This is a genomic window from Streptomyces capitiformicae (genome assembly GCF_002214185.1).
Classification (GTDB): domain Bacteria; phylum Actinomycetota; class Actinomycetes; order Streptomycetales; family Streptomycetaceae; genus Streptomyces; species Streptomyces capitiformicae.
This window is the reverse complement of sequence record NZ_CP022161.1, coordinates 5,390,989-5,411,630: the sequence shown is the minus strand read 5'-3', so window position 1 is coordinate 5,411,630 and position 20,642 is coordinate 5,390,989. Positions and strand designations below refer to the sequence as shown.

Annotated in this window: 20 protein-coding genes; 12 read left to right on the top strand and 8 right to left on the bottom strand. The window is 69.1% G+C overall.

The genetic code is table 11. The annotated features are described in order from the left end of the window. Window positions 1–67 precede the first annotated feature (67 nt). The 6 genes from CES90_RS24145 (at window position 68) to CES90_RS24120 (ending at window position 5,971) form a co-directional block, all read left to right on the top strand. The gene (locus tag CES90_RS24145) at window positions 68–1,405 is read left to right on the top strand and encodes a hypothetical protein (protein ID WP_189783222.1); all 1,338 of its coding nucleotides are present in this window, start codon (window positions 68–70) and stop codon (window positions 1,403–1,405) included. Window positions 1,406–1,681: 276 nt separating this feature from the next. After that, window positions 1,682–2,839: a hypothetical protein gene (locus tag CES90_RS24140; RefSeq protein ID WP_189783223.1), complete on the top strand. Its 1,158-nt coding sequence runs from the start codon at window positions 1,682–1,684 to the stop codon at window positions 2,837–2,839. Window positions 2,840–2,933: 94 nt separating this feature from the next. Further along, window positions 2,934–3,179 carry a hypothetical protein gene (locus tag CES90_RS24135; protein ID WP_189783224.1) on the top strand — a complete coding sequence of 82 codons (246 nt, stop codon included), beginning with the start codon at window positions 2,934–2,936 and terminating at the stop codon, window positions 3,177–3,179. Further along, window positions 3,176–4,258 carry a zeta toxin family protein gene (locus CES90_RS24130; RefSeq protein WP_189783225.1) on the top strand — a complete coding sequence of 361 codons (1,083 nt, stop codon included), beginning with the start codon at window positions 3,176–3,178 and terminating at the stop codon, window positions 4,256–4,258. Before CES90_RS24135 ends, CES90_RS24130 begins: the two co-directional genes overlap by 4 nt. A 22-nt stretch (window positions 4,259–4,280) precedes the next feature. Continuing rightward, window positions 4,281–4,739 (top strand): hypothetical protein, encoded by a 459-nt coding sequence (locus tag CES90_RS24125; protein WP_189783226.1) that lies wholly within the window; start codon window positions 4,281–4,283, stop codon window positions 4,737–4,739. Between the two features lie 8 nt (window positions 4,740–4,747). Beyond that, window positions 4,748–5,971 (top strand): bifunctional 5,10-methylenetetrahydrofolate dehydrogenase/5,10-methenyltetrahydrofolate cyclohydrolase, encoded by a 1,224-nt coding sequence (locus CES90_RS24120; RefSeq protein WP_189783227.1) that lies wholly within the window; start codon window positions 4,748–4,750, stop codon window positions 5,969–5,971. Between the two features lie 421 nt (window positions 5,972–6,392). Here CES90_RS24120 and CES90_RS24115 read toward each other — a convergent pair whose 3' ends face one another. Then, a complete protein-coding gene (locus CES90_RS24115; protein WP_189783228.1) occupies window positions 6,393–6,683 on the bottom strand; it encodes a GntR family transcriptional regulator in 291 nt (96 codons plus the stop codon). A 395-nt stretch (window positions 6,684–7,078) separates the two neighbouring features. Here CES90_RS24115 and CES90_RS51645 point away from each other — a divergent pair, with 395 nt between their 5' ends. The 5 genes from CES90_RS51645 (at window position 7,079) to CES90_RS24090 (ending at window position 11,384) form a co-directional block, all read left to right on the top strand. Beyond that, on the top strand, window positions 7,079–7,216 hold the full coding sequence (locus CES90_RS51645) for a hypothetical protein (protein ID WP_308437856.1): 138 nt from the start codon (window positions 7,079–7,081) through the stop codon (window positions 7,214–7,216). Window positions 7,217–8,215: 999 nt separating this feature from the next. Beyond that, the gene (locus tag CES90_RS24105; RefSeq protein ID WP_189783230.1) at window positions 8,216–8,437 is read left to right on the top strand and encodes a hypothetical protein; all 222 of its coding nucleotides are present in this window, start codon (window positions 8,216–8,218) and stop codon (window positions 8,435–8,437) included. 274 nt (window positions 8,438–8,711) lie between these two features. Next, window positions 8,712–10,049, top strand: coding sequence for an amidase (locus tag CES90_RS24100; RefSeq protein WP_189783231.1), 1,338 nt, complete (start codon window positions 8,712–8,714; stop codon window positions 10,047–10,049). 45 nt (window positions 10,050–10,094) lie between these two features. Then, window positions 10,095–10,676 (top strand): NUDIX hydrolase, encoded by a 582-nt coding sequence (locus CES90_RS24095; protein ID WP_189783232.1) that lies wholly within the window; start codon window positions 10,095–10,097, stop codon window positions 10,674–10,676. A 111-nt stretch (window positions 10,677–10,787) separates the two neighbouring features. After that, window positions 10,788–11,384, top strand: coding sequence for a flavodoxin family protein (locus CES90_RS24090; protein WP_189783233.1), 597 nt, complete (start codon window positions 10,788–10,790; stop codon window positions 11,382–11,384). A gap of 64 nt (window positions 11,385–11,448) precedes the next feature. On the opposite strand, the gene CES90_RS24085 is transcribed toward CES90_RS24090, so the two are convergent. The 5 genes from CES90_RS24085 to CES90_RS24065 form a co-directional block, all read right to left on the bottom strand. Further along, entirely contained in the window at window positions 11,449–12,354 is a 906-nt protein-coding gene (locus CES90_RS24085; RefSeq protein WP_189783234.1) for an ABC transporter permease, read from the bottom strand. 1 nt (window position 12,355) lies between these two features. After that, window positions 12,356–13,447, bottom strand: coding sequence for an ABC transporter ATP-binding protein (locus CES90_RS24080; RefSeq protein WP_229913829.1), 1,092 nt, complete (start codon window positions 13,445–13,447; stop codon window positions 12,356–12,358). Window positions 13,448–13,467: 20 nt separating this feature from the next. Beyond that, window positions 13,468–14,811, bottom strand: coding sequence for a LolA family protein (locus CES90_RS24075; RefSeq protein ID WP_189783235.1), 1,344 nt, complete (start codon window positions 14,809–14,811; stop codon window positions 13,468–13,470). A 472-nt stretch (window positions 14,812–15,283) separates the two neighbouring features. Next, window positions 15,284–15,478: a hypothetical protein gene (locus CES90_RS24070; RefSeq protein ID WP_189783236.1), complete on the bottom strand. Its 195-nt coding sequence runs from the start codon at window positions 15,476–15,478 to the stop codon at window positions 15,284–15,286. 90 nt (window positions 15,479–15,568) lie between these two features. Further along, the gene (locus CES90_RS24065; RefSeq protein ID WP_189783237.1) at window positions 15,569–16,579 is read right to left on the bottom strand and encodes a polyprenyl synthetase family protein; all 1,011 of its coding nucleotides are present in this window, start codon (window positions 16,577–16,579) and stop codon (window positions 15,569–15,571) included. Window positions 16,580–17,605: 1,026 nt separating this feature from the next. On the opposite strand from CES90_RS24065, the gene CES90_RS24060 reads away from it, so the two are divergent. Then, complete coding sequence (locus CES90_RS24060) at window positions 17,606–18,370, top strand: LysM peptidoglycan-binding domain-containing protein (RefSeq protein WP_189783238.1); 765 nt, start codon at window positions 17,606–17,608, stop codon at window positions 18,368–18,370. Between the two features lie 45 nt (window positions 18,371–18,415). On the opposite strand, the gene CES90_RS24055 is transcribed toward CES90_RS24060, so the two are convergent. Further along, window positions 18,416–19,255 carry an HAD family hydrolase gene (locus CES90_RS24055; protein WP_189783239.1) on the bottom strand — a complete coding sequence of 280 codons (840 nt, stop codon included), beginning with the start codon at window positions 19,253–19,255 and terminating at the stop codon, window positions 18,416–18,418. A gap of 149 nt (window positions 19,256–19,404) precedes the next feature. Continuing rightward, the gene (locus CES90_RS24050) at window positions 19,405–20,607 is read right to left on the bottom strand and encodes an NAD(P)-binding domain-containing protein (RefSeq protein WP_189783240.1); all 1,203 of its coding nucleotides are present in this window, start codon (window positions 20,605–20,607) and stop codon (window positions 19,405–19,407) included. Between the last annotated feature and the right edge of the window lie 35 nt (window positions 20,608–20,642).

Here is a 20,642-nt window from a genome sequence, read left to right as displayed (position 1 = left end):
GTACAGCGGACGAGAACGCCGAGAACACGGAAGACGCACGCGTAACGCCCAGTTGGAGGAACAACACATGCGCAGGACGAAGGCGGCCGTGGCGGCGACGGCCCTGGCCGGGCTACTGCTCACCGGATGCGGATCGGACGGCGGCAACGGCCCCGAGGCCGGCAAGGAAGACAAGAAGTCCGGTGAGAGCGTCTCCCTCGCAGAGCTCGCTGTGCCCTCCGCATACGACTCCACTAAGGGCTGGGACCACGAGATCGACTGGGTCACGGAGGACACCAACGCGGACCCGGTGACAACGGACGGGAAAACGGTCGCGTACATAATCCAGTCCGGTGACGGGTACGCGGTCCAGGCGCGCGACGCCGCCACAGGCAAGGTGCGCTGGACAGGTAAGCCGTATCAGATCCCGACGGTGGACTACGACAGATGGGGCATGAGCGGCCCCCGCATAACCACCGTCCAGCAGGGCGGCCGCAGCTACATCGTCGCCTGGGCGACCGGAGACACGGCGGGCGATGCCCTCGCCAAGAGCGAGGAAGTCACGCAGGTCGACATCTACGCGGCGGACGCCTCCGGCGACTCTGTCGCCCCGCTGCACCGCGTCTCCGTACCCGTCGAAGAGAGCCCGCAGTCCAACCTGGTCCGGGACGGCGGAACTGGGCTGATGCTCATGTGGGACGTCGCTGGTCCCTACCGCGTGAACATTGACCTCACGACCGGCAAGTTCACGCAGTACGACAGTGTGGAGGACGAGTTCGACTGTGCCGAACTCATCTGTTCGAGCGGCACAGTTGCCGCCCTCACCTCGAAAGGCCCCGTGGTAAACGGACCGCGGGGCGGATTCGGCGTGCCGGGCGGATGGGTCAGTGTGGACTTCGCACCAGAGGGCGCTGAGGCGGGCGAGACCTTCCTCGGCGGTGAACAGAACGGCAAACTGGTCGGCGTTCAGGACGGCAAGTTCGTCGCGGAGTGGCGGTCGGCCGACTCGGATGCCACCATCTGGTCCGCACACGATCTGGAGAGCGGCCGCCTGTTGGCGAGCACGTCATGCGTGAACGATGACGCATCCGCCGATAAATACGCCCCGGTCACGGCATCCCCGAACGGCGCCTATCTCGCCCACGGTTCGGTCGTCCTCGACACCAAGACGGGGGAGGGAGTCTGCCTGGGCGAGGAGGGCACCCGCCGGGCCATCGGCATCAACGCCATCGACGACGACGGCACCGTCTATGGGACGACCGACGCCGACACCAAGCCCGTGGTCGAACTGAAGGTGAGCGCCAACTCGCCGACGGTCCTACCCGAGGGCACGCTCCTCCCGGCCGGGATCACGGCGGACGGGGCCCTGTTCGTCCAGCGGGAGAACGGCCTGGGTTTGCGCATCTCCGTTCGACAGAAGCGTTGAGCCTGGCCGCGCTGGATACGGGCCTCTGGCAAAACAAGATCAAATGAGCCCTGTAGGGACGGCCGATATTCCCGAGTGCCGCCGGGTGTGCTGGACACCACCGGATGCACTGGCAGGACATGAGGTCGTCCGAGACGACTGAGGCTGTCGAGGACACCACTGTTACGAGAAGGAACAGAAGATGAGCAGGACGAAGGCAGCCGTGGTCGTGGCCCTGGCAGGGGTGCTGCTCGGGACCAGGAAATCGGCTGGGTTCCGGAGAACACCAAGTCACAGATGCCTGTGACTACAGACGGGGAGACGGTCGCGTACATCCTCCGGTCCGATGACGGATACGCGGTCCAGGCACGTGACGGTGCCACAGGCAAGGTGCGGTGGACGGGCGCCCGGTATCAGGTGCCGACACCGATAACTGACGAGCCGAACCTGGGGTACTACGAGGACGAGCTTGAAATCCCGCAGGTGACCGTCGTTCGGCAGGGAGGCCGCACCTATGTTGCCGCCTGGTCACACGGCGAGCAGGCGGGAGATGCTCTCGCCAAGAGCCAGGAAGTCGTGCAGGTCGACCTCTACGCGATGGACGGTTCCGGTTCGTCCGTCGCCCCGCTGCGCCGAGTCTCCGTGCCCGTCAGCACCGTCAGTGCGTTCACGGTCAAGGTCTACGACAGTGGAGGCGACGCCGGTCTGGTGGTCTCCTGGCACGAACCCTCCCGACACCTCGGCGCCACCGTCGACGTCACAACAGGCAAAGTCACGGAGTACGACGATCCGAGCAAGCTGGTCCCCCAGTGCCCCTCGGCGTGTGTGTACGGAGATGTAGTGGCCGCCACTCCGAAGGGTGCCGTGGGCACCAACAACCTGGGCGGCTTCGGTGTCAAAGGCAGTTGGGCCTCCCAGGACATCGCGCCCGAGGCAGCCGACCCGGGGAAGACCTCCGTCGGCGGGTACGTAAGCGGAACCTTCGCCGGGGTCGACAGCGGCATGTTCCTTGCCACCTGGAAGTCAGCAGACGGCTCGGACACCCGGCTCTGGTCGGCCCACGACCTGCACAGCGGCCGACTGCTGGCCAGTATGGCATGCGGCGAGGAGGGCACGGACAACGTCACCGCTGCCGTGACCTCCCCCAACGGCCGCTATCTCGCGCTTGATTCCGTCGTCTTCGACGTCAAGGCGGGCAAGGGACTCTGCCTGGTCGGCGACGGCACCCGGCGGACCATCAACATCCGCGCCCTCACGGACGACGGCACCATGTACGGAGAGACCGACGCCGACAACGGCGGCAAGTCCGCGATCGAGCTGAACGTGAACACCAATTCGCCGAAGGCCCTGTCCGAGGGGACACAGCTCCCGGCGGCGGTACTGAAGGAGGGAGCGGTGTTCACCTTGCGGGAGAACGGCGCCGGTCTGCGCATTTCCGTTCGACAGGAGCGCTGATACCGAACCGCACAAGATGCAGGACTCTGATAGGACAAGATCATATGACCGGACGTGCTGCGGCAGCTGACGAAGAATCGGAAGGAATGCGCTCATGACCAACGAACCATCACTTCGCGACTACATCAGGCGGTACGCCGCAGGTGAGATTCCCCGTGAGGAAATGCTGGACACCGTTGCGTCCTGGCGCTTCGAGGTGGAGGACTGGGACGAGGCTCATCCCGAGCCCAGCCACCAGGACAACACGCTGTCCGTCGTGGCCGGAGAGCGCCTCCTGGGACGGCTCACACGTGAGGACGTGGAGGAGATCCACCGCCGACGCACCTCACGCGACGCATGACAGACCACGGATACAAGGCTCTCTATGGCGAGCTGCAACGCCGTATGGGTTCCGGGGGCGACCTGTCACCCGGCCCCCAGGACACCTTCAGCCGCTTCGCCCGGGGTGAGCTGTGGGAGCCGGAGCGCGAGCGGCTGCACCTCGCTGTGCTGGAGCAGTTCAAGGACAGATGCCAAGGGCTCCCACGCGACGGCCACGCGGCGCTGCTGACGGCCGGAGCGCCGGGCGCAGGCAAGGGCGGCGCGCAGGCCAACCTCTCGCAATGGCAGGGTCAGGACTCCGAGCTGGGCCGGGAGCTGATGCGGGTCCACGGCGTGGATCTGAACAGCTACGTCGCACTGGATCCGGATCAGTTCAAGGTCGCCATCTTCGAGCATGGGGGCCTGCCACAACTCGACTCCGGTCAGATGCGCCTTCCCGAAGGCCGCCAGCTGTCCCCCTCGGAGATGGCCTCACTGATACACCGCGAATCGGCCTTCCTCCAGGACCAGTTCGAAATCTGGGCGCGCGGTGAGGGCTACAACCTTCTCTACGACGCCACCCTCAAGAACCTCGACAAGAACTCCCGCCTCCTCACCGACCTTCAGCGGGAGGGCTACGAAAAACGTGTTGTCCTCTCCGTCGAGGTCCCGCTGGAACAGTGCCTGGCGCAGAACGCCGCTCGCTGGGAGGCCGGGCGCAAGGAGTTCGACGCTGGACGGGACAAGTATGGCGGCCGTATGGCACCAGAGGGAATGATCAAGGATCTGTACGCACAGAGCAGTTCGGGTCGCGGATACTCCATCGGACGGGACAATGCCGAAAAACTGGCCGACCGCGGGCTCGCCACTGGCCTTATCACCTCCGATCGAGGCGATTTCAGGCAAGTGGGAGGCAATCCCTCCCCGCCAGCCGGGGCTCAGGCACTTCCGGCCCAAGCCCAGGCCTTCCGGATGGGAGACAGCACCGTACGAATCTCCGCTGCCAGCAGGCTCCGCTCAGTCAGCGGTACGGCCACTCCTGCTTCCCCCGCCGCGCACCAGCCCACGGCGCCCCCTCGTCTTCCGAACCAGCCAAAAAATCAGGGTCCGCACCGCTGACCAATCGCAAAAAGGAGCACTCATGAGTCCGAGCAGGAGTCAGTACTGGGAAGACGTCGTCGACTGGCGCCACCGACGAGCCGGCCGGGCGCACACGCTGGTGCGGGCGGTGCACTCCCCTGCCACCGGCCGGGTGGTCGCAATCGTGTCCGAACTGGCGAGCAACCCGGACGACCGGGGCATCACCGACGACTTCGGCAGCGTCGCGGACGCCGTACTGCCCGTCCTGCGCCGGGCATTCGGCACCGAGCCGGTAGAGGTGTTCTGGATCGCCCACTTCGGCGAGTTCTCGTACCACGACCCCACCGGGCCCGAGTCCTTCACTCAGATCACTCTCACGGCGGGCCCCGAAGGGCACAGCGACGACCTCCAGGGCGACCGCACCTTCACCGCCCAGGACGTCGAGGAACTCATCGGTCACAAGCTCGAACCCGTCCCGCAGGTACTCGCCCGCATCGACCACGAAGCGACGCGGGGGTGAGGTGACGAGTGACCGAACATGTGTCGGGGCGTGACGTACTGCGTCAGGCCAAGGAGTTGTACGCCCCCTATCGGGACGTCGTGGCCCCGACGGGACAGCGGGTGGCGATCATCCGCTTCCAGCCGGCGGAGAACGATCCGCCCGACTGGAAAGTGAGGCTGGAGGCGTCTAAGGTCTCCGCCGAGCAGAAGGTGAAGAGTTTCGAGCACCTCGGCTTCCACGCGGACCACATCGTGATGCCGCCCGGCACAACACGTGCGCAGTTCGCCGATGTGCTGGAGCGCGCCAACCAGGACCCCTCGACCCGCGCGATCATCGTGCAGTTCCCGCCGCCGGCCCATCTGCAGCCGCTCGTCCAGCGGATGAACCCGGACAAGGACATCGACGCGCTGACCAAGGGCCGCTCCCCCTACAACGCGTGCGCCACAGCCGAAGGCATCTGCCGCGTGGTGGAACCCTTCGCCAAGGACGATCCGCTGATTGCGGTGGTCGGCAGCAAGGGGTTCGTCGGCCAGGGCGTCGTCACCACCCTGCGTGAACAGGGCCACCGGCTCATGGAACTCGACGCCGGTGACGACCTGAGGCGGGTACACGACGCCGACATCGTCGTCTCCGTCACCGGCAACCCCGGCATCCTCGGCCCCGATCACCTCCGTGCACACCACCGGCTCGTCGTCGACTCCGGGTTCGTACCGCAGCCGGACGGCAGCGCGAAGGGGGACGTCCAGCGGGCCGCGTACAATATCCCGCAACACCTCACCCCGGTCCCCGGCGGCATCGGCCCCGTCGAGATGGCGACGCTCATGGAACGCATCGTCCGACGAGAAGTGGACACCGACGCCCCCGACTGGAAGGTCGAGCCCCGCCCATACCTCACCAAGGAGCAACTAGCCCACACCGCTACGGCAGAACCCACGACAGCGTCGGTTGCGGCGACAGCAACGACCAGAACGACGACGTCGACCGCCAGCGAGCAGCAGGCACCTGGCCAGCAGACTTCCGGCCAACAGCCGCAGGCGAAGGGTCAAGGGCAGGGGCAGTGGGCGGGTGACGGGCAGCAGGCCGTGGCGCCCGGAAACCCAATCGCGCAGGCCGCGAGGCTCCGCACCGGGCCCAGCAACGGCGGTGGCGGCTCCAGTACGGTCCAGCCCGGCGCCGGACCGTCCGCGCCGGACCGCGCGCAGATGCCCAACCTACCGAAGCCACCCGCCCCGGGCGGACCGAGCCGCTGAACCGCCGTAAGGAAGTCATGCGGGTCGGCCTCTACGCAATGGACAACTCCGGGTCATCCGTTGTCCCACCCCCAAACCATCCAAGCCCCAGGGCCCGTCCCACTGGCCCAGGCCCTACGGCTCACGTACCCGGCGCCCCGCCACACGGTGGCCGTCGGGTCGAGAGGTGGGCCTTCGGTCTCACTCCGCGTAGGCGCGCTCGACGCTCCAGCCCTACGGCCGGAGCGTCGAGGGCACGTGCGAGAAACGGCAACCACGCCTCGGGTATGCGGCCCCCGCGCTCCCACCGGGACACCTCGCTCCGGGTGACGGATTGGGCACCGGACAACACTCACAGCTCTGCGGCCAACTGCCGCTGCCTCTTCATTGCATCGCGGCGCAAGCGCGTAAGGTGCGCGCAATGTGAACCGCACCCCGTACGTCAGTCGGCGGACTCATCACCTTCGGACGGGTCGGCGGGCGGATGCTCGGGGAGGGCAATCACAAACACGCCCTTGCCCTGCACGCCCTGAACGATTCCCTCGGTTGCGAGTACTTCAATGGCGGATTTGATGGTGCGGCGACTGACCGCCCCGCCTGTCTCTTGCTCCAGCTCGTAGTGAGAGGGGATGCGGCGGCCAACCGGGATCTCCCCGCGTCGGATGCGCTCGCGCAAGGCGGATGCCAACTGCACGTACATCGGGGTGATGCTGTCCCGGTCGATCTCGATCATGACCCGGAGCGTAAAAGGTCAACTCAGGCCAGCATAGGGCGGGTTATCACGTGAGAAGACGTACCAAGACGTATCAAGACGTACCAAGTAGCGTACAGTCACCTCATGTAGAGGCCCCCGCGACGACGTTTGGGAGACAGCCGTCCGGGGGCGCGGCCACCAACTTCGTGGAGTTGATGACAGTGGGCATTATCCATGCCTTCCTTCGCTGGGTCTTGGACGTGTTCAAGCCCGGTACCGGCAAGCGACGGGCGGACGCGCGCCCCACCCCGCCAGCCTCCGGGCACACCCCTGAACGGCCCTGTACAGCCGCCCTGCGGCTTCCCGCTCACCGTTCCCCGTACGGGCTTCACCCCGTCCTCGACGGCGAAACGGCGGCTATGGTCCGCCCGTACGTGATCACGTGGGAGCGGGAATTCGCCGCTCATGAGCGGGCTTTGCAACACCGGCGCCGTACCGCCCTGGTCCTGGCCGCCGAATTCGGCGTCGACCTCGACCAGCACCTGATCGGTGCTGGGGCGGTGGCCCGATGAACGCGACTCCCGAGCACCCCGAGGCGGCCCCCGAGGCGGACCTGTGCGGGGCACGCCGTTACGGCCGGCAACATCCGGGGCCGGGCCGTCACCGCTTGCCCTGCCTCCTGCCCGGCGGGCACGACGGCGACCACCGCGACGCCTTCAACGCGACGTGGTCCCCAGCACGTGGGGACTGTGGGGACTGCGGCACCGCTGCGAGCTCGTTGGAGACACTGACCGTCCCCGAGCCGGACGGGACGTTCCCGGACGGACCCGCGTGCGGCCCGTCCGCTGGCCGGACTGCCGCGCCCGGTCGCCCCGAGCGGGGGGAGCGGCGACCGGTCCCGGCTTCAACGTGTACGCCTGCCCAGTCTGTGCCCCGCACTTCCCGCCCGTGCCGGACGTACTCTCCCTCCTGCCCGACGCACGCCGTCGGGAGGGGGAGCAGTGACCACACGTCGCACGGTGACCGTGGCGCGGCTCGGCGAGGTGCGCGCGTGCGCCGACCGTGTGGAGTGCGTGGTCACCGAGTGGGTGGTGCTGTCATGAAGGCCGGAACTCCGCCCGAGCCGGGCACGTCGCGTCTGACGATCAGTGCCTACCGTCTCGACAGCAACGGGCGCCGGGTCGGCGTGACAGTGCCGACCGCGTACACCCCCGGCCCGGCCACGCTCGCATCCGTGTCCCTGGGCTGGCCTCCGTGCCGCTGCCCCCGCTGCCGCACCGGCCACGGTCCGCTCGGCCGGTAGTGGCCCCGTAGTCGGCCGTCCGCTCTGTGCCCCACCCAGGTCAGGGCGGGCGGCCTCGGAGACGGCTGTCCGCCGGTCTGAGGTGAACACGGCGGACGGCCCCCACCGCCCGCGAACGGCACCAACTGCGAGGCCGACACACCCCGAACTCGGTGCGCCACCGCCTGATTTCATTGATTTCCCGGACCGCCGTCCAGTCGGCCGAGATCATTGCTTCTTGCGGCCAGGGCTCCGACCGTGGCCGGTGGAATGGAAGGTTGAAGATGCCGTGAGTGCTGGCCCAGGAGCATCCTCCAGCGAGCTCGCTCAGCAGGTCCGCTCCGACTTCCGGCAGGCACGTGTCGCGGTGAGCCGTGCCCTGCTCCTGCACGGACGGGGCAGCCCGGAGCATCAGCAGGCCGCCGAGCAATGGGCTCTGCGACAAGCCGTCCTGTACGAGCTGGCCGTCCAGAGCAACGTGCGTCCCGACGACATCCGTCTGTCCCAGTAGCTGATGAAAACATCCTCGACGCCGCCCGAACCGTCCGCCGTCTGGTCGCTGCCGCTGATGCGAGCGCGGAGTTCTTAGCCGCGACCGCCTTCTTGGACGCTCCGGACGACTGATATGCGACGCCGTTTCACTGGGAGCGTCCGCGTGGGAGCGCGCACGGCGGTACGAGTCACCCCAGCCCCAGCCGTCCGCACTCAGATACCCACCCCCTCCGACCCCGCCCACCCCACGCGGCCCGAGCCGCTGATCCACCGTGAAGAAGCCCGAGAAACCCATGCAGCCCGACGCGACCGGCTCCCCACCGCACCACTCCCCAGGCCCCCTCCCTTCGCCGCTTACTTCCCAACCGCTCGCTCCCACTCCTCTCACCTCCCTCCCGCCCGGCGGCTTCCCGACGCTCCCCGCCGAACGGATCGCTGCCGCCGTGCGCGCGGGCGAGCTTCGCGCCGTTGACGTGGTCACCGCCTCGCTCGCCCGGATCGAGCGGGCGGAGCCGACGCTGTGCGCTTTCGTCGAGGTGTGGGCCGAGGAGGCGGTGGGGTGGGCAGTCGAGGTGGACGAGCGGGTCGCGGCGGGGGTGCGGCTGCCGTTGGCCGGGGTGCCGATCGGGGTGAAGGGAAGGAACGGGTTGCGTACGGCGTCGGCGCGAGCCCTGGTCACGGCCGGCTGTGTGCCCGTGGGCGCGACCTCCGTGCCCGGTCCCGGCACCCCCTGGCAGACCTGGGGTCTCGGGGCCGGCGGCCGGACCGTCAACCCCTGGCGGGCCGACCGCACGCCGGGCGGCTCCTCGGCCGGGTCCGCGGCGGCGGTGGCCATGGGCCTGGTCCCGATGGCGACCGGCACGGACGGCGCCGGGTCGGTACGGATCCCGGCGGCGTGGTGCGGCGTCGTCGGCCTGAAGACCACGAACCGGCGGCTGCCCTCCCCCGACCGCACAGGGCTCGCCGCGGCCGGCGTCCTCACCCGGTACGCCGCGGACGCGGCGGCGTACTGGCGCTGGGTACGGGACGGCACGGCGGAGCACGCCGATCGCATCGAGCACGCCGATCGCATCGAGCACGTCGAACGCATCAAGCACGCCGAGCACGAGGAGCCGACCCCGGCCTGGGACACACCGGCTACCGTCACCGCCCTCTGGTCGGACGACCTCGGTTTCGCCGGCACCGACACCGAGCCCGCCGCGCTCGCCCACGCCGCCGCGCTCCGCCTCGCGGACACCGGCCTCCTTCGGTTCGTACGGCGGGACGAACTCGTACGCCTGGAGGACCCGGGACCCGCATGGCTGGCCCTGCGCGCCGCGCCGGACACCGACCCGGCGGCCGTACGAAGGGCCCACGAGCTCCGTACGGAGAACGACCGGCGCCTCGCCGACCTCTTCGGCGAGGCCGACCTGATCCTGACCCCCACCACCCCCAACGCCCCACACGGCCACGACGGCCCCGGCGACCGTTACTCCACGGCCCTCACCTGGGCGTTCAACCTCAGCGGCCACCCCGCCATGAGCATCCCGGCCGGCTTCGACTCCGACGGCTGCCCGGTCGGCCTCCAACTGGTCGCCCGCCACGGCGAGGAGGACCTGCTGCTCCGGACAGTCACGGCCGCCGGGCATTAGGCCGACATCCGAAACCCCCCTCCAGCGAAGAGCAGGCAGACCCTCATGCGATGGACCATTCACGGCGAACGCACGATCCACGACACCCCCTGGGTGCGGTTGCGCTCGCTGGACGTCGAGCGGCCCGACGGCACCCGCGGCGACTACCACGTGGTCAGACTGCGGGACCTCGCCGTCACCGCGGCCGTGGACGACCGGCGGCGGGTGCTGATGATGTGGCGCCACCGTTTCGTCACGGACACCTGGGGCTGGGAGCTGCCCATGGGGCTGGTCGAGGACGGGGAGCGGCCCGAGGACGCGGCCGGGCGGGAGTTGGAGGAGGAGACGGGGTGGCGTCCGGGCTCGCTACGGGAGCTGATCCACGCGCAGCCCGCGGCCGGGATCACCGACACCCGGCACTTCGTGTTCCGTACGGACGACGCGCGACGGATCGGCGAGCCCACGGAACAGAACGAGTCCGACCGCCTGGAGTGGATCCCGCTCACCGAGATCCCTGGCTTGATCACCCGCCGCGAGATCGTCAGCAGCGCCACGCTGGTCGGCGTCATGGCCTTGCTCCTGGAACTGCCACTCCCTGAACTGGCACCGCTGGAACTGCCACCCGCAGACCCGGCCGTAGGGGCATAACCGTACCCCCATCCTCCTTCCCCTTGAGAGAACATGCATACGCATATATTGTCTATGCATGTAATCGCCGTGGGCCGCATACCCGGCCTCCTTACATATCCAGGGGGACCCATGACCCGCCGCTTCCTCTTCGTCCTCGGCAGCAGCCGATCGGACGGCAACACCGAACTGTTGGCCCGCGCCGCCGCCGAGCAGCTGCCCGACCATGTGGAGCAGGTCTGGATCGACCTCGCCCGACATCCGCTGCCGGACTTCGAGGATCTGCGCCACGACAGTGATCACGTACGGCCGAAGGGCGACAACACCGCGCTGCTGCTGGACGCGACACTCGCGGCGACCGACATCGTGATCGCGTCGCCGCTGTACTGGTACTCGGTGTCCGCGCACACCAAGCGCTATCTGGACCACTGGTCGGGCTGGCTGCGCACCCCCGGCCTCGACTTCAAGCAGACGCTGGCGGGGCGCACCCTCTGGGGCGTCACCGCGCTCGCCCACCCCGAGGAGGAGGCCGCCGAGCCCCTCACCGGGACGCTCAACCTCTCGGCCGCCTACATGGGCATGCGCTTCGGCGGAGTCCTCCTGGGCAACGGCAGCAAGCCCGGCGACGTACTCCACGACTCGGCGGCACTGGCCCGCGCCAAGACGTTCTTCGCGCGGAAGGCCCCGTTCGCCCGCTTCCCGTTCGACACGCAGGACGCGGCGGCCTGAGCCCAGCGGCCGACTCGTACGACTACGACTACGACTACGACTACGACTACGACTACGACTACGACTACGAGGCGATGTCCTTCGCCATGAACCTCGCCCACGCCGCCGACCCGAACACCGCCGCGTACAGGGCCTGGAGGCCGAAGTTGCGTTGCAGGTCGTCCCAGTAGACCGGCTCGCGCATGAGGTCGGCGAAGGACAGCCAGTAGTGGGAGAAGAAGTACGGGTGGAGGGCGTCGAGCTGAGGTATCTGGTCGAGGATCTGAACGGTGATGAGCAGCCCGACCGTGGTCGCCATCGCCGCGATGCCGCTGTTGGTCAGGGTGGAGATGAACAGCCCGAGGGCCGCGATCCCGATCAGTGACGCGGCCACCGCCAGCGCGATCAGCAGCGCCCGGAAGAGCCCCTCGGCGAAGCTGATACGCGTGCCGGAGATCGTCGTCAGATCGCCCAGCGGGAACAGCGACGCCCCCACGGCCAGCGCGGAGGCCGCCACGACGAGGGTGGCGACCACGCAGAAGGTCATCGTGGTCGCGTACTTGGTGAGCAGCAGCCGCGTACGGCCGGCCGGGGCAACCAGCAGATAGCGGAGCGTGCCCGCGTTGGCCTCGCCCGCTATCGCGTCTCCCGCGATCACGCCGACCGCCATCGGCAGGAAGAAGGGGAGGGTGGCGGCGAGCGCCGTGAACACCAGGAACAGCCCGTTGTTGGTGATCTGCGCGATGAACGCCGGGCCTTCGCCGCCGCCACCGCCCGGCCCGCCGCCCGGCGACGACCCGTCGCCGGTCTCGATCTTCACGGCGATGCCGACCAGGACAGGTACGGCCGCGAGTACGCCGAGCAGCGCGATGGTCCGCCACCGCCGAAACGTCGTCGCCAACTCACTGCGGAACAGCCCGAAGGTCCACAGCAGGCCGGGCGTACGGGCGGCCCCCGCAGCTGCTTCAGGCAGGGCTTCAGCACGAGACATCTCAACCCGCGACATCGAACCCCTCCCCCGTGAGCGCCACGAACGCGTCCTCCAGGGAGGCCCGTTCGAGGCCGAAGCCGCGGACGCGGACGCCCGCGGTGACCAGTGCGGCGTTCAGCTCGGCCAGGTCGCGGCCCGGTGGCGGCGGCTCCGCCGTCACCCGGGCCCCCGCGCCCTCCGTCCCCTCCGCCACCACCACGTCCCCGATGCCCTGCTCCTTCAGCACCCGGGCCGCGTCCGCCGCGTCGGGCGTGGTGACGACGAGCCGCCCGCGTGCCCCGGCCGCCAGCTCGCTCACCGGCCCTTGGGCGATCAGCCGCCCCTGCGCCATGACGGCGGCATGGCTGCACACCTGCTCGATCTCGTCCAGCAGATGCGAGGAGAGGAAGACGGTGGTGCCATCGGACGCCAACTCCCGCACCAGGGCGCGTATCTCACGCATCCCCTGCGGATCGAGCCCGTTCGTCGGCTCGTCGAGCACCAGCAGACGGCGGGGCTGGAGCAGCGCCGCCGCCAGGCCCAGCCGCTGCTTCATGCCCAGCGAGTACGCCTTGGCCTTCTTGCCGGCGGCGGCCGTGAGCCCGACCCGGTCCAGCGCGGCCGCGACGCGTGCACGCCGGGTGCGCGGGTCGGCGGTCGGGTCGGCGGAGTCGTACCGCAGCAGGTTGTCGCGGCCGGAGAGGTACCCGTACAGGGCGGGCCCCTCGATGAGCGCGCCCACCTGGGGCAGTACGGCCTTGGCGGCGCGCGGCATGGGGCGGCCGAGGACCTGGGCCGTGCCCGAAGTGGGCTCGATCAGGCCCATCAACATGCGGATGGTGGTGGTCTTGCCCGAGCCATTGGGCCCGAGGAACCCGAAGACGCTGCCCGCCGGGACGGTCAGATCGAGGCCGTCCACGGCGAGCTGCCCGCCGCGGTAGCGCTTGGTGAGCGCGCGGGTGGCGATCACCGCCGAGTCCGCGCTCCCGCCCGCTGCCCCATCCGTATCCGTGTCCTTGTTCGCGGCGGACCCGGCGATCCTGGTGGACCCGGCGATCCTGGTGGACCCGGCAGACCCGACGGATCCGGTGGACCCGGCGGACAGCTCCTCCATGGGCTCCCTCAATTCCTGTACTACTCGGCCGCGTTGGCCGCCTTCACCAGGGCGTCCTTGGTGACGGCGCCCGCGTACACCTTGCCGTCGTCCGTGAAGAGGACGTTGATCAGCCGGGTCTTGAAGACCGTACCCGAGCCGAACTCGCCCTTGACCTGGTCGCCGAGGGAGTTCAGGAACCCGTCGACGCGGGCGTCACCGGTCGAGTCGGAGCCGCCGTCCGGCATGCCGCCCTCGGCGCCGGTGTCGAACTCGACGATGGTGCTCCAGCCCTTGCCTATGGTCTTGAGCCCGTCGAGCCCGCTCGCGAAGTCCTCCTCTGAGCCCTCGGCGTCCTTGGACGCCGTGGAGTTCTCAGCGTCCTTGGATCCCAGGCCCTTGTCGAGCTCGTCGAACCCGGAGTCGTGGTGGCCGGACTCCTCCATCTCGTCGGCCTCGGTGACCTTCGCGCCCTTCGGCGGCGTGAAGTCGAACGTCGACGCGCTCGGCTTGCCGAAGTCGACCTTCGTGAAGCCCGCGTCCACGACGGCCGCGCCGCCGCTCGCCGGGGTCAGCGTGAACTTCAGCGGCAGCCCCGTCTCGGAGTCCACGGCTATGGAGATCGCGCCGACCGTCGAACCGGACTGCTTCGGCTCGATCACCAGCCGGTACGCGTCCCGCCCCGCGACCTGCGCGGTCCCGCCGACGGTCACGGACGTGGTGTCGTCGACAGCCTTCAGGGCTTCCTCGGCGAGCTCCTTGGGCGTGGCGGGCACGTCCTCGGAAGCGTCGGGAGCGTCCTTGCGGGCCTCGTCGTCCTTGCCCTCACCGGCGCCGGTCGCGTGGTACACCTCGTTCGAGGCGCTGTCGTACGCCCACAGGTCGTCGCCGTTGTGGATGATGCTGTACTCGGCCGCCTCGTCCAGCAGCGACAGCTTCTGCTTGTCCGGGCCGTCGGTCGCGACCTGCAGGGTGTGCGTGCCGGAGGCGAGTTCGAGCAGCTTGGAGGAGGGATCGGCGGCGGAACCGCCGTCCTCTCCGGAACCCCCGGAGGGCATCGGCGAGCCGAGACCGCCGGCCAGACCGCCCAGGTCGGGCAGTCCCAGATCGGTGGTGATCTTCACCGTGCCGGACACCTGCTGTACGTCCGACGCGGCGATCTTCTCGATGAGTTCCTGCGCGCTGATCTTCGGCAGATCGGGGTCGCCCGAGCCGGCGAAGGCCGGGATGAGCCCGATGGTCGCCGCCGCCACCCCCACCACGGTGACTGGGACGAGGTACCGCGCGGCCTTGCGTCGCCGCGCCGAGCGCACTTCCTCGGCCTCGGCCGCGAGCACGGCCGCGTCGTCGGCCCGAGCGGTGTCGTCGGATTCGTACGGTGCCATGTGTGCCTTACCTCCGTCGTCGGCGGCGGCGTCCCCTTAGCGCCGCCATTCTCACCCGAATCGGCGAGAAGTGGTGATACCCATCTGACCAAATCGGCCGACGAGAGTCGTCAGCCTCGGGAGCCAACTCCGCGTACTGCTCCGGGATGACATGCCGAGCCGCCACGGACGACAACGCGAGGTGGCGCCTCCCTCCGAACCCTTAGGGGTCCTGAGGGAAGACGCCGCCGGTCGAGCCCACAGGCCTTGGAGGAACCGCCCGGTCGAACCCCTGGCCCTTACGGGAGGCACCGCCTCTCGAACTGGCGCCCTAGCTCCAGCGGTTGATGAACACGTAGTCCGCCTTGTACGGCACGCCGACGCCCCGTTGACCGCGCTGCGGTCGGGTGCGATCCACTGCGGTGTACCGGAGTTGGGCTTCACGAAGGAGTGCGCGATGTGGTGAGTCGCTCGCACGCCTTCTCAGGGCGAGTCAGCGCACGCTGAACGTATCAACCCCTGCCGATGCAACGGGACTTGATCTCTTGCCCTCACCCGGACCTATGACAGTGCGCTTGTCGGTACCGCGCCAGGTCACGGCGACGGACACCTTGTCGCCCTTGATCCGCACGAACTCCAGTGCCGCGCCGTCCTTGCCCCCCACGGCGGGCCAACCCTGGACGGGCACCTCGTTGGCACCGTTCAGGCTGGCGGCGAGGATGGTCCCACCCCACCGGCACCCCACCGGCACCCCACCGGACGCCGGAACTCCGAGTGCCTAACCGGCCCGATGCACCACCGCGTCGCAGAGCTCGACCAACGCCACCTTCGCCCCGCATTCCCGCAGCGGCGCCAGCACCGCCCGCGCCTCCTCCGCGTACCGGACGGTGTCCCGGCGGGCCTGCTCCAGCGCGGGGTGGACCCGCAGCCGGGCCAGCGCCTCCGCGTGCCGCGCGTCATCGGTGAGGTCGGAGTCGAGCAGTTCACAGAGCGCGATGTCGTCCGGCAGCCCGAGCCGTCCGGCCCGCTCGCGCAGCCGCAGCACGGGCATGGTCGGCACACCCTCGCGCAGATCGGTCCCCGGCGTCTTGCCGGACTCGTGCGAGTCGGAGGCGATGTCCAGCACGTCGTCCGCGAGCTGGAAGGCGACGCCGAGCCGCTCCCCGTACTGGGTGAGCACGTCGACCACGGTCTCGTCGGCGCCCGACATCATCGCACCGAAGCGGCCGGCCACGGCCACCAGCGATCCGGTCTTGCCGCCCAGGACGTCCAGGTAGTGCTCGATCGGGTCCCGTCCGTCGCGCGGACCGGCGGTCTCCAGGATCTGCCCGGTCACCAGCCGCTCGAAGGCCTCGGCCTGGATACGGACGGCGTCGGGGCCGAGGTCGGCGAGGACGTGCGAGGCCCGCGCGAAGAGGAAGTCACCCGTGAGGACGGCCAGCGAGTTGCCCCAGCGGGCGTTCGCGCTGGGCACGCCCCGGCGCACGTCCGCCTCGTCCATCACGTCGTCGTGGTAGAGCGTGGCGAGATGCGTCAGCTCCACCACCACGGCCGAGGGCACGACCCCCGGCGAGTACGGGTCACCGAACTGCGCCGCGAGCATCACGAGCAGCGGCCGGAACCGCTTCCCGCCGGCGCGCAGCAGGTGCTGGGCGGCCTCCTGGATGAAGGGGACCTCACTCTTGGTGGCCTCGAGGAGACCCTCTTCGACGGCAGCCAGTCCGGCCTGGACATCGGCTTCGAGAGCCTGGTCCCGCGCGCTCAGCCCAAACGGCTCGACGACGGTCACGAGGGTTCTCCTGTCTGCTGACGCCTACTGACGGTCACACGGTCGGTCTAGGTCGGTCTCACGGTCGATGACATGGTTTGTCGATCTGTCGCTGCCATCACCCGAGTCAGCGTATCCGGTCACCTTTCGATCACCACGAGCACCCAGGGGTTCGGCCCGGGCGGTATGGGACCAGGCTCGCAATATTCTTGATCCACTGATACGCGGCCGTATCCACCGACGCGCGACGTGCACCGTTCCGTCGACACGCGACGCGCACCGTTCCGTCGACACGCGACGCGCACCGTTCCGTCGACACGCGACGCGCACCGTTCCGTCGACACGCGACGCGCATCCGTCCGTAGACGCGCGGGCACGCACGCCGACCCGGCCCGAGTACCCGACTCTCCCCCGGGGACGCCCACCGCACACGGCCGACCGGAACCTCTCCCGGCCCCGTGCCGAACCCTTCACGCAACCCTCCCGCTCCCCCCTCGCACCACCCCCTCCCTTCAGCCCGAGTTGACCGAATTGCGGCATAGCCCTCACTTCACCCGACTCCTCCCGTGAGTTGAGTCACGCACACCCGACATCACCCCTCCCCCACTCCCGCCGATTTCCCGTTTGCTGAAGGCAAGTTGAGCTCCACAATCCGCCCGAAACCCCGGCGCATATCCGACAAAGTCAAGGTCAACAACATCAATCCACAAAGTCGGGGCTTGTTCCAATCGTGTGCTCTCGCATACGTTCACACCCCGTCCGGACGGATCGCCGAATCCTGCCACCGCCCGGACTCCCCACCCATCACCACTCATCCGCGCACGGCAGGAGCGGGGGACCCAGGTAAGCCGCCGGTCCGACTTTCCCCATCAGGACCGGCTAGGGGTGAAGTCGCGCGCAGTGCGCACAGCGAACGCAGTACACACAGCGAACGCAGCACGCACCGCGAACGCAGCACGCACCGCGATCGCCGGACGACGCGCGCGGCCGGGCACCTCCCGCCCGAACCCGACAGCTCACCTCGCAGGCGCCGGAGAGGAATCCACCATGCCCGGACGAGGCAAACACCGCCGCCCCAGAACCAATCCGCTCACCCGTGGCATCATCACCCTCGGCACGGGCGGGGCCGCACTCGCCCTGCCGCTCACGGCCGCGACGACCGCGAGCGCCGCCCAGCCCACCCAGGCCGCCGCCACCTCCGTACAGGCGGCCCCGCGGTCCGCGCCGGCCGCGGCTCAGGCCAAGTCCCTCACGCACACCGTGGCCTCCGGCGACACGCTCTCCTCGATCGCACGGAAGTACGGCACGAGCGGCGGCTGGAAGCGGCTCTACCAGGACAATCGCGCGGCCGTCGGCAACGACCCGCAACTGATCCGCCCGGGGCTGAAGCTGAAGGTGAAGTCCACGAAGGCGTCCGCTTCCTCGAAGCCCTCCGCCTCCGACGCATCGAGCCAGGGCGCCACGACGACGCCCGCGTCGGTCAAGACGTACACGAACGACCTCGACGGATGGATCCGCGAGGCACTGGACATCATGGATCAAAAGGGAATTCCAGGTACATACGACGGGATTTACCGCAACATCATGCGCGAGTCGTCGGGCAATCCGCAGGCCATCAACAACTGGGACTCCAACGCCGCCGCGGGCACCCCGTCGAAGGGCCTGCTCCAGGTCATCGACCCGACCTTCGCCGCGTACCACGTCGCGGGCACGGCGTACGACCCCTACGACCCGGTCGCGAACATCACGGCGGCGTGCAACTACGCCGCCGCGAGGTACGGCTCGATCGACAACGTGTTCGGCCCGTACTGAGGTCCGGACCGAGGAAAGACCGGGGCCAGGGCCCGTGTCGGCGGGTCATCCCGCGGACACGGGCCCTGGGCGACGCACCGGGGCGAACAGCTTCTCCAGCACCACCGCGATCCCGTCCTCCTCGTTCGAAAGGGTCACCTCGTCGGCCACGGCCTTGAGTTCGGGGTGGGCGTTGGCCATGGCGACCCCGTGCGCGGCCCAGTCGAACATCGGGATGTCGTTGGGCATGTCACCGAAGGCGATGGTCTGGGCCGGGCTCAGTCCGAGGTGCTCGGCGGCCAGGGCGAGGCCTGTCGCCTTGGTGATGCCGCATGGCTGCAGTTCAACGGTGCCGGGCCCCGACATGGTGACCGTCGCCAGCGAACCGACCGCCATGCGCGCTGCCGAGGCCAACTCGTCGTCGGACAGGCATGGATGGCGCACCAGCACCTTGCTGATCGGCTCGCACCACAGGTCGTCCCGGCGCGGCACGCGTACGGCGGGCAGCGTGGGGTGCGGCATGAGGTAGCCGGGCTCGATCAGGGTGAGGCCGTCGACCCCGTCCTGGTCGACAGCCGCGTACACCTGTCCGACCTCGGCCTCGATCTTGCCGAGCGCTGTCTCTGCCAACTCCCGGTCCAGGGTGACGGACCAGAGCAGCCTGTCCGCGCCATGGTCGTACAACTGCGCGCCCTGTCCGCACACCGCGAGCCCCCTGCCGCCGAGGTCCTCCAGCAGCGGGCGGACTCTCGGCGCCGGCCGCCCTGTCACCACGAGGTGGTGAGCACCGGCCTCCGTGGCCCGCACCAGCGCGGCGAGGGACCGGTCGGAGAGCGTGTCGTCACTGCGTAGGAGCGTTCCGTCCAGGTCAGTGGCGATGAGTGAATATGCGGTGGGAGCGGCCATGATCAGAGAATACGGATGTCACGCCCCATCGGTTCGACGGGAACCGGACGACGTCCGACCCCTCGACAGCCTCACAGCCCTCCATGGTCAACGGATCAACACCCTTTCTCGAACGGCAGTCAGCGGGACTTGATCACTGTGCACGCCCCTCATCCATGCGCCGCAGCCAAATGCCGAGCCAACCGCGGCGATGCGAACTCCGTCCCACACACGAACCGCATCACCGGTCCGTACGACGCCGCCGCCGGCAACCCCGTGAAGTACAACCCCGGTATCGACGACCGGAACCCGGCCCCCAGCACCGGCGCACCCCGGCTCACAGCCAGCTCCGTACGCAGCTCATGCCCGAGGAACCCCATCGCCCCGAGGTCGACGCGATACCCGGTCGCCGCGATGACGTGGTCGGCGCCCAACTCCTCGATACGGCCGTCATGGCCCTGAACGGCCAACAGCGGCCGTCCGTCGACGGCGCCCGCCCGCACGATCCGCGCGACTTCCCGCACTTCCACCCGCCCCTCGAACCGCTCACGCAACCACCACGCGCCCAGCGGCCCGAGCACCCGGCGGACCAGGTAGTGGCGTGCGCCGGCAGGCAGATACCGGTACGGCTGCGGGTAATAACTGAGCGCCCACAGCGAAAAGGCCCGCCCGAACGGCGATTCGGGGCGAAACCTGGGCTGCTTCCAGGGAGGTGCGCCAAAGGCCACGGCCCCCCGCCCGCGCGCAACGACCCGCACCCGTGCGCCCGCCTCGGCCGCCAACACCCCCGTCTCCAGGGCGGACTGGCCCGCGCCCACGACGATCAGCTCCTTGCCGGCGAACCGACTCAGGTCATGGTGCTGGGAACTGTGGGAGAGGGGCCCTGTGGGGGTGGGTCCGTCGACGGCCGCCCGCGCCAGCTCGCCCGGCACATGCGCGAGCCCGAACAGCCCGCTCGCCACCGCGACGGCCCGCGCCGCGAACAACTCGCCCGAGTCCAGCTTCAGTTCGAAGCCGCCCCCCTTGTTCCGGTCCACGGACACGACCCGCACCCTCTCCAGCTCGGGCACGAACCGCTGCTGGAACCACTCCCCGTAGGAGATGAAGGTCTCCACCGGAATGATGTCCTCGTCGGCTACCAGGCGCCGTATCCCCGCCACATCGCAGTAGTCGAGCAGGGTGTGACCGCGCTGCGGGGCGTCGATGTTCGACGCCACCGGGGTCGACTTCAACAGCATCCCGGCCGGCATGTTGTCCCGCCAGCTCACCATGGGTTCACCGAAGACGCGGACCGGAATTCCCTGGGCCCGCAGATGCGCGGCGGTGGACAGGCCGAACGGCCCCGCACCGACCACTGCTACCGGTTGAATCACGAAGTCCCTCCCCAGGACGCGATGTGCCTACTTCG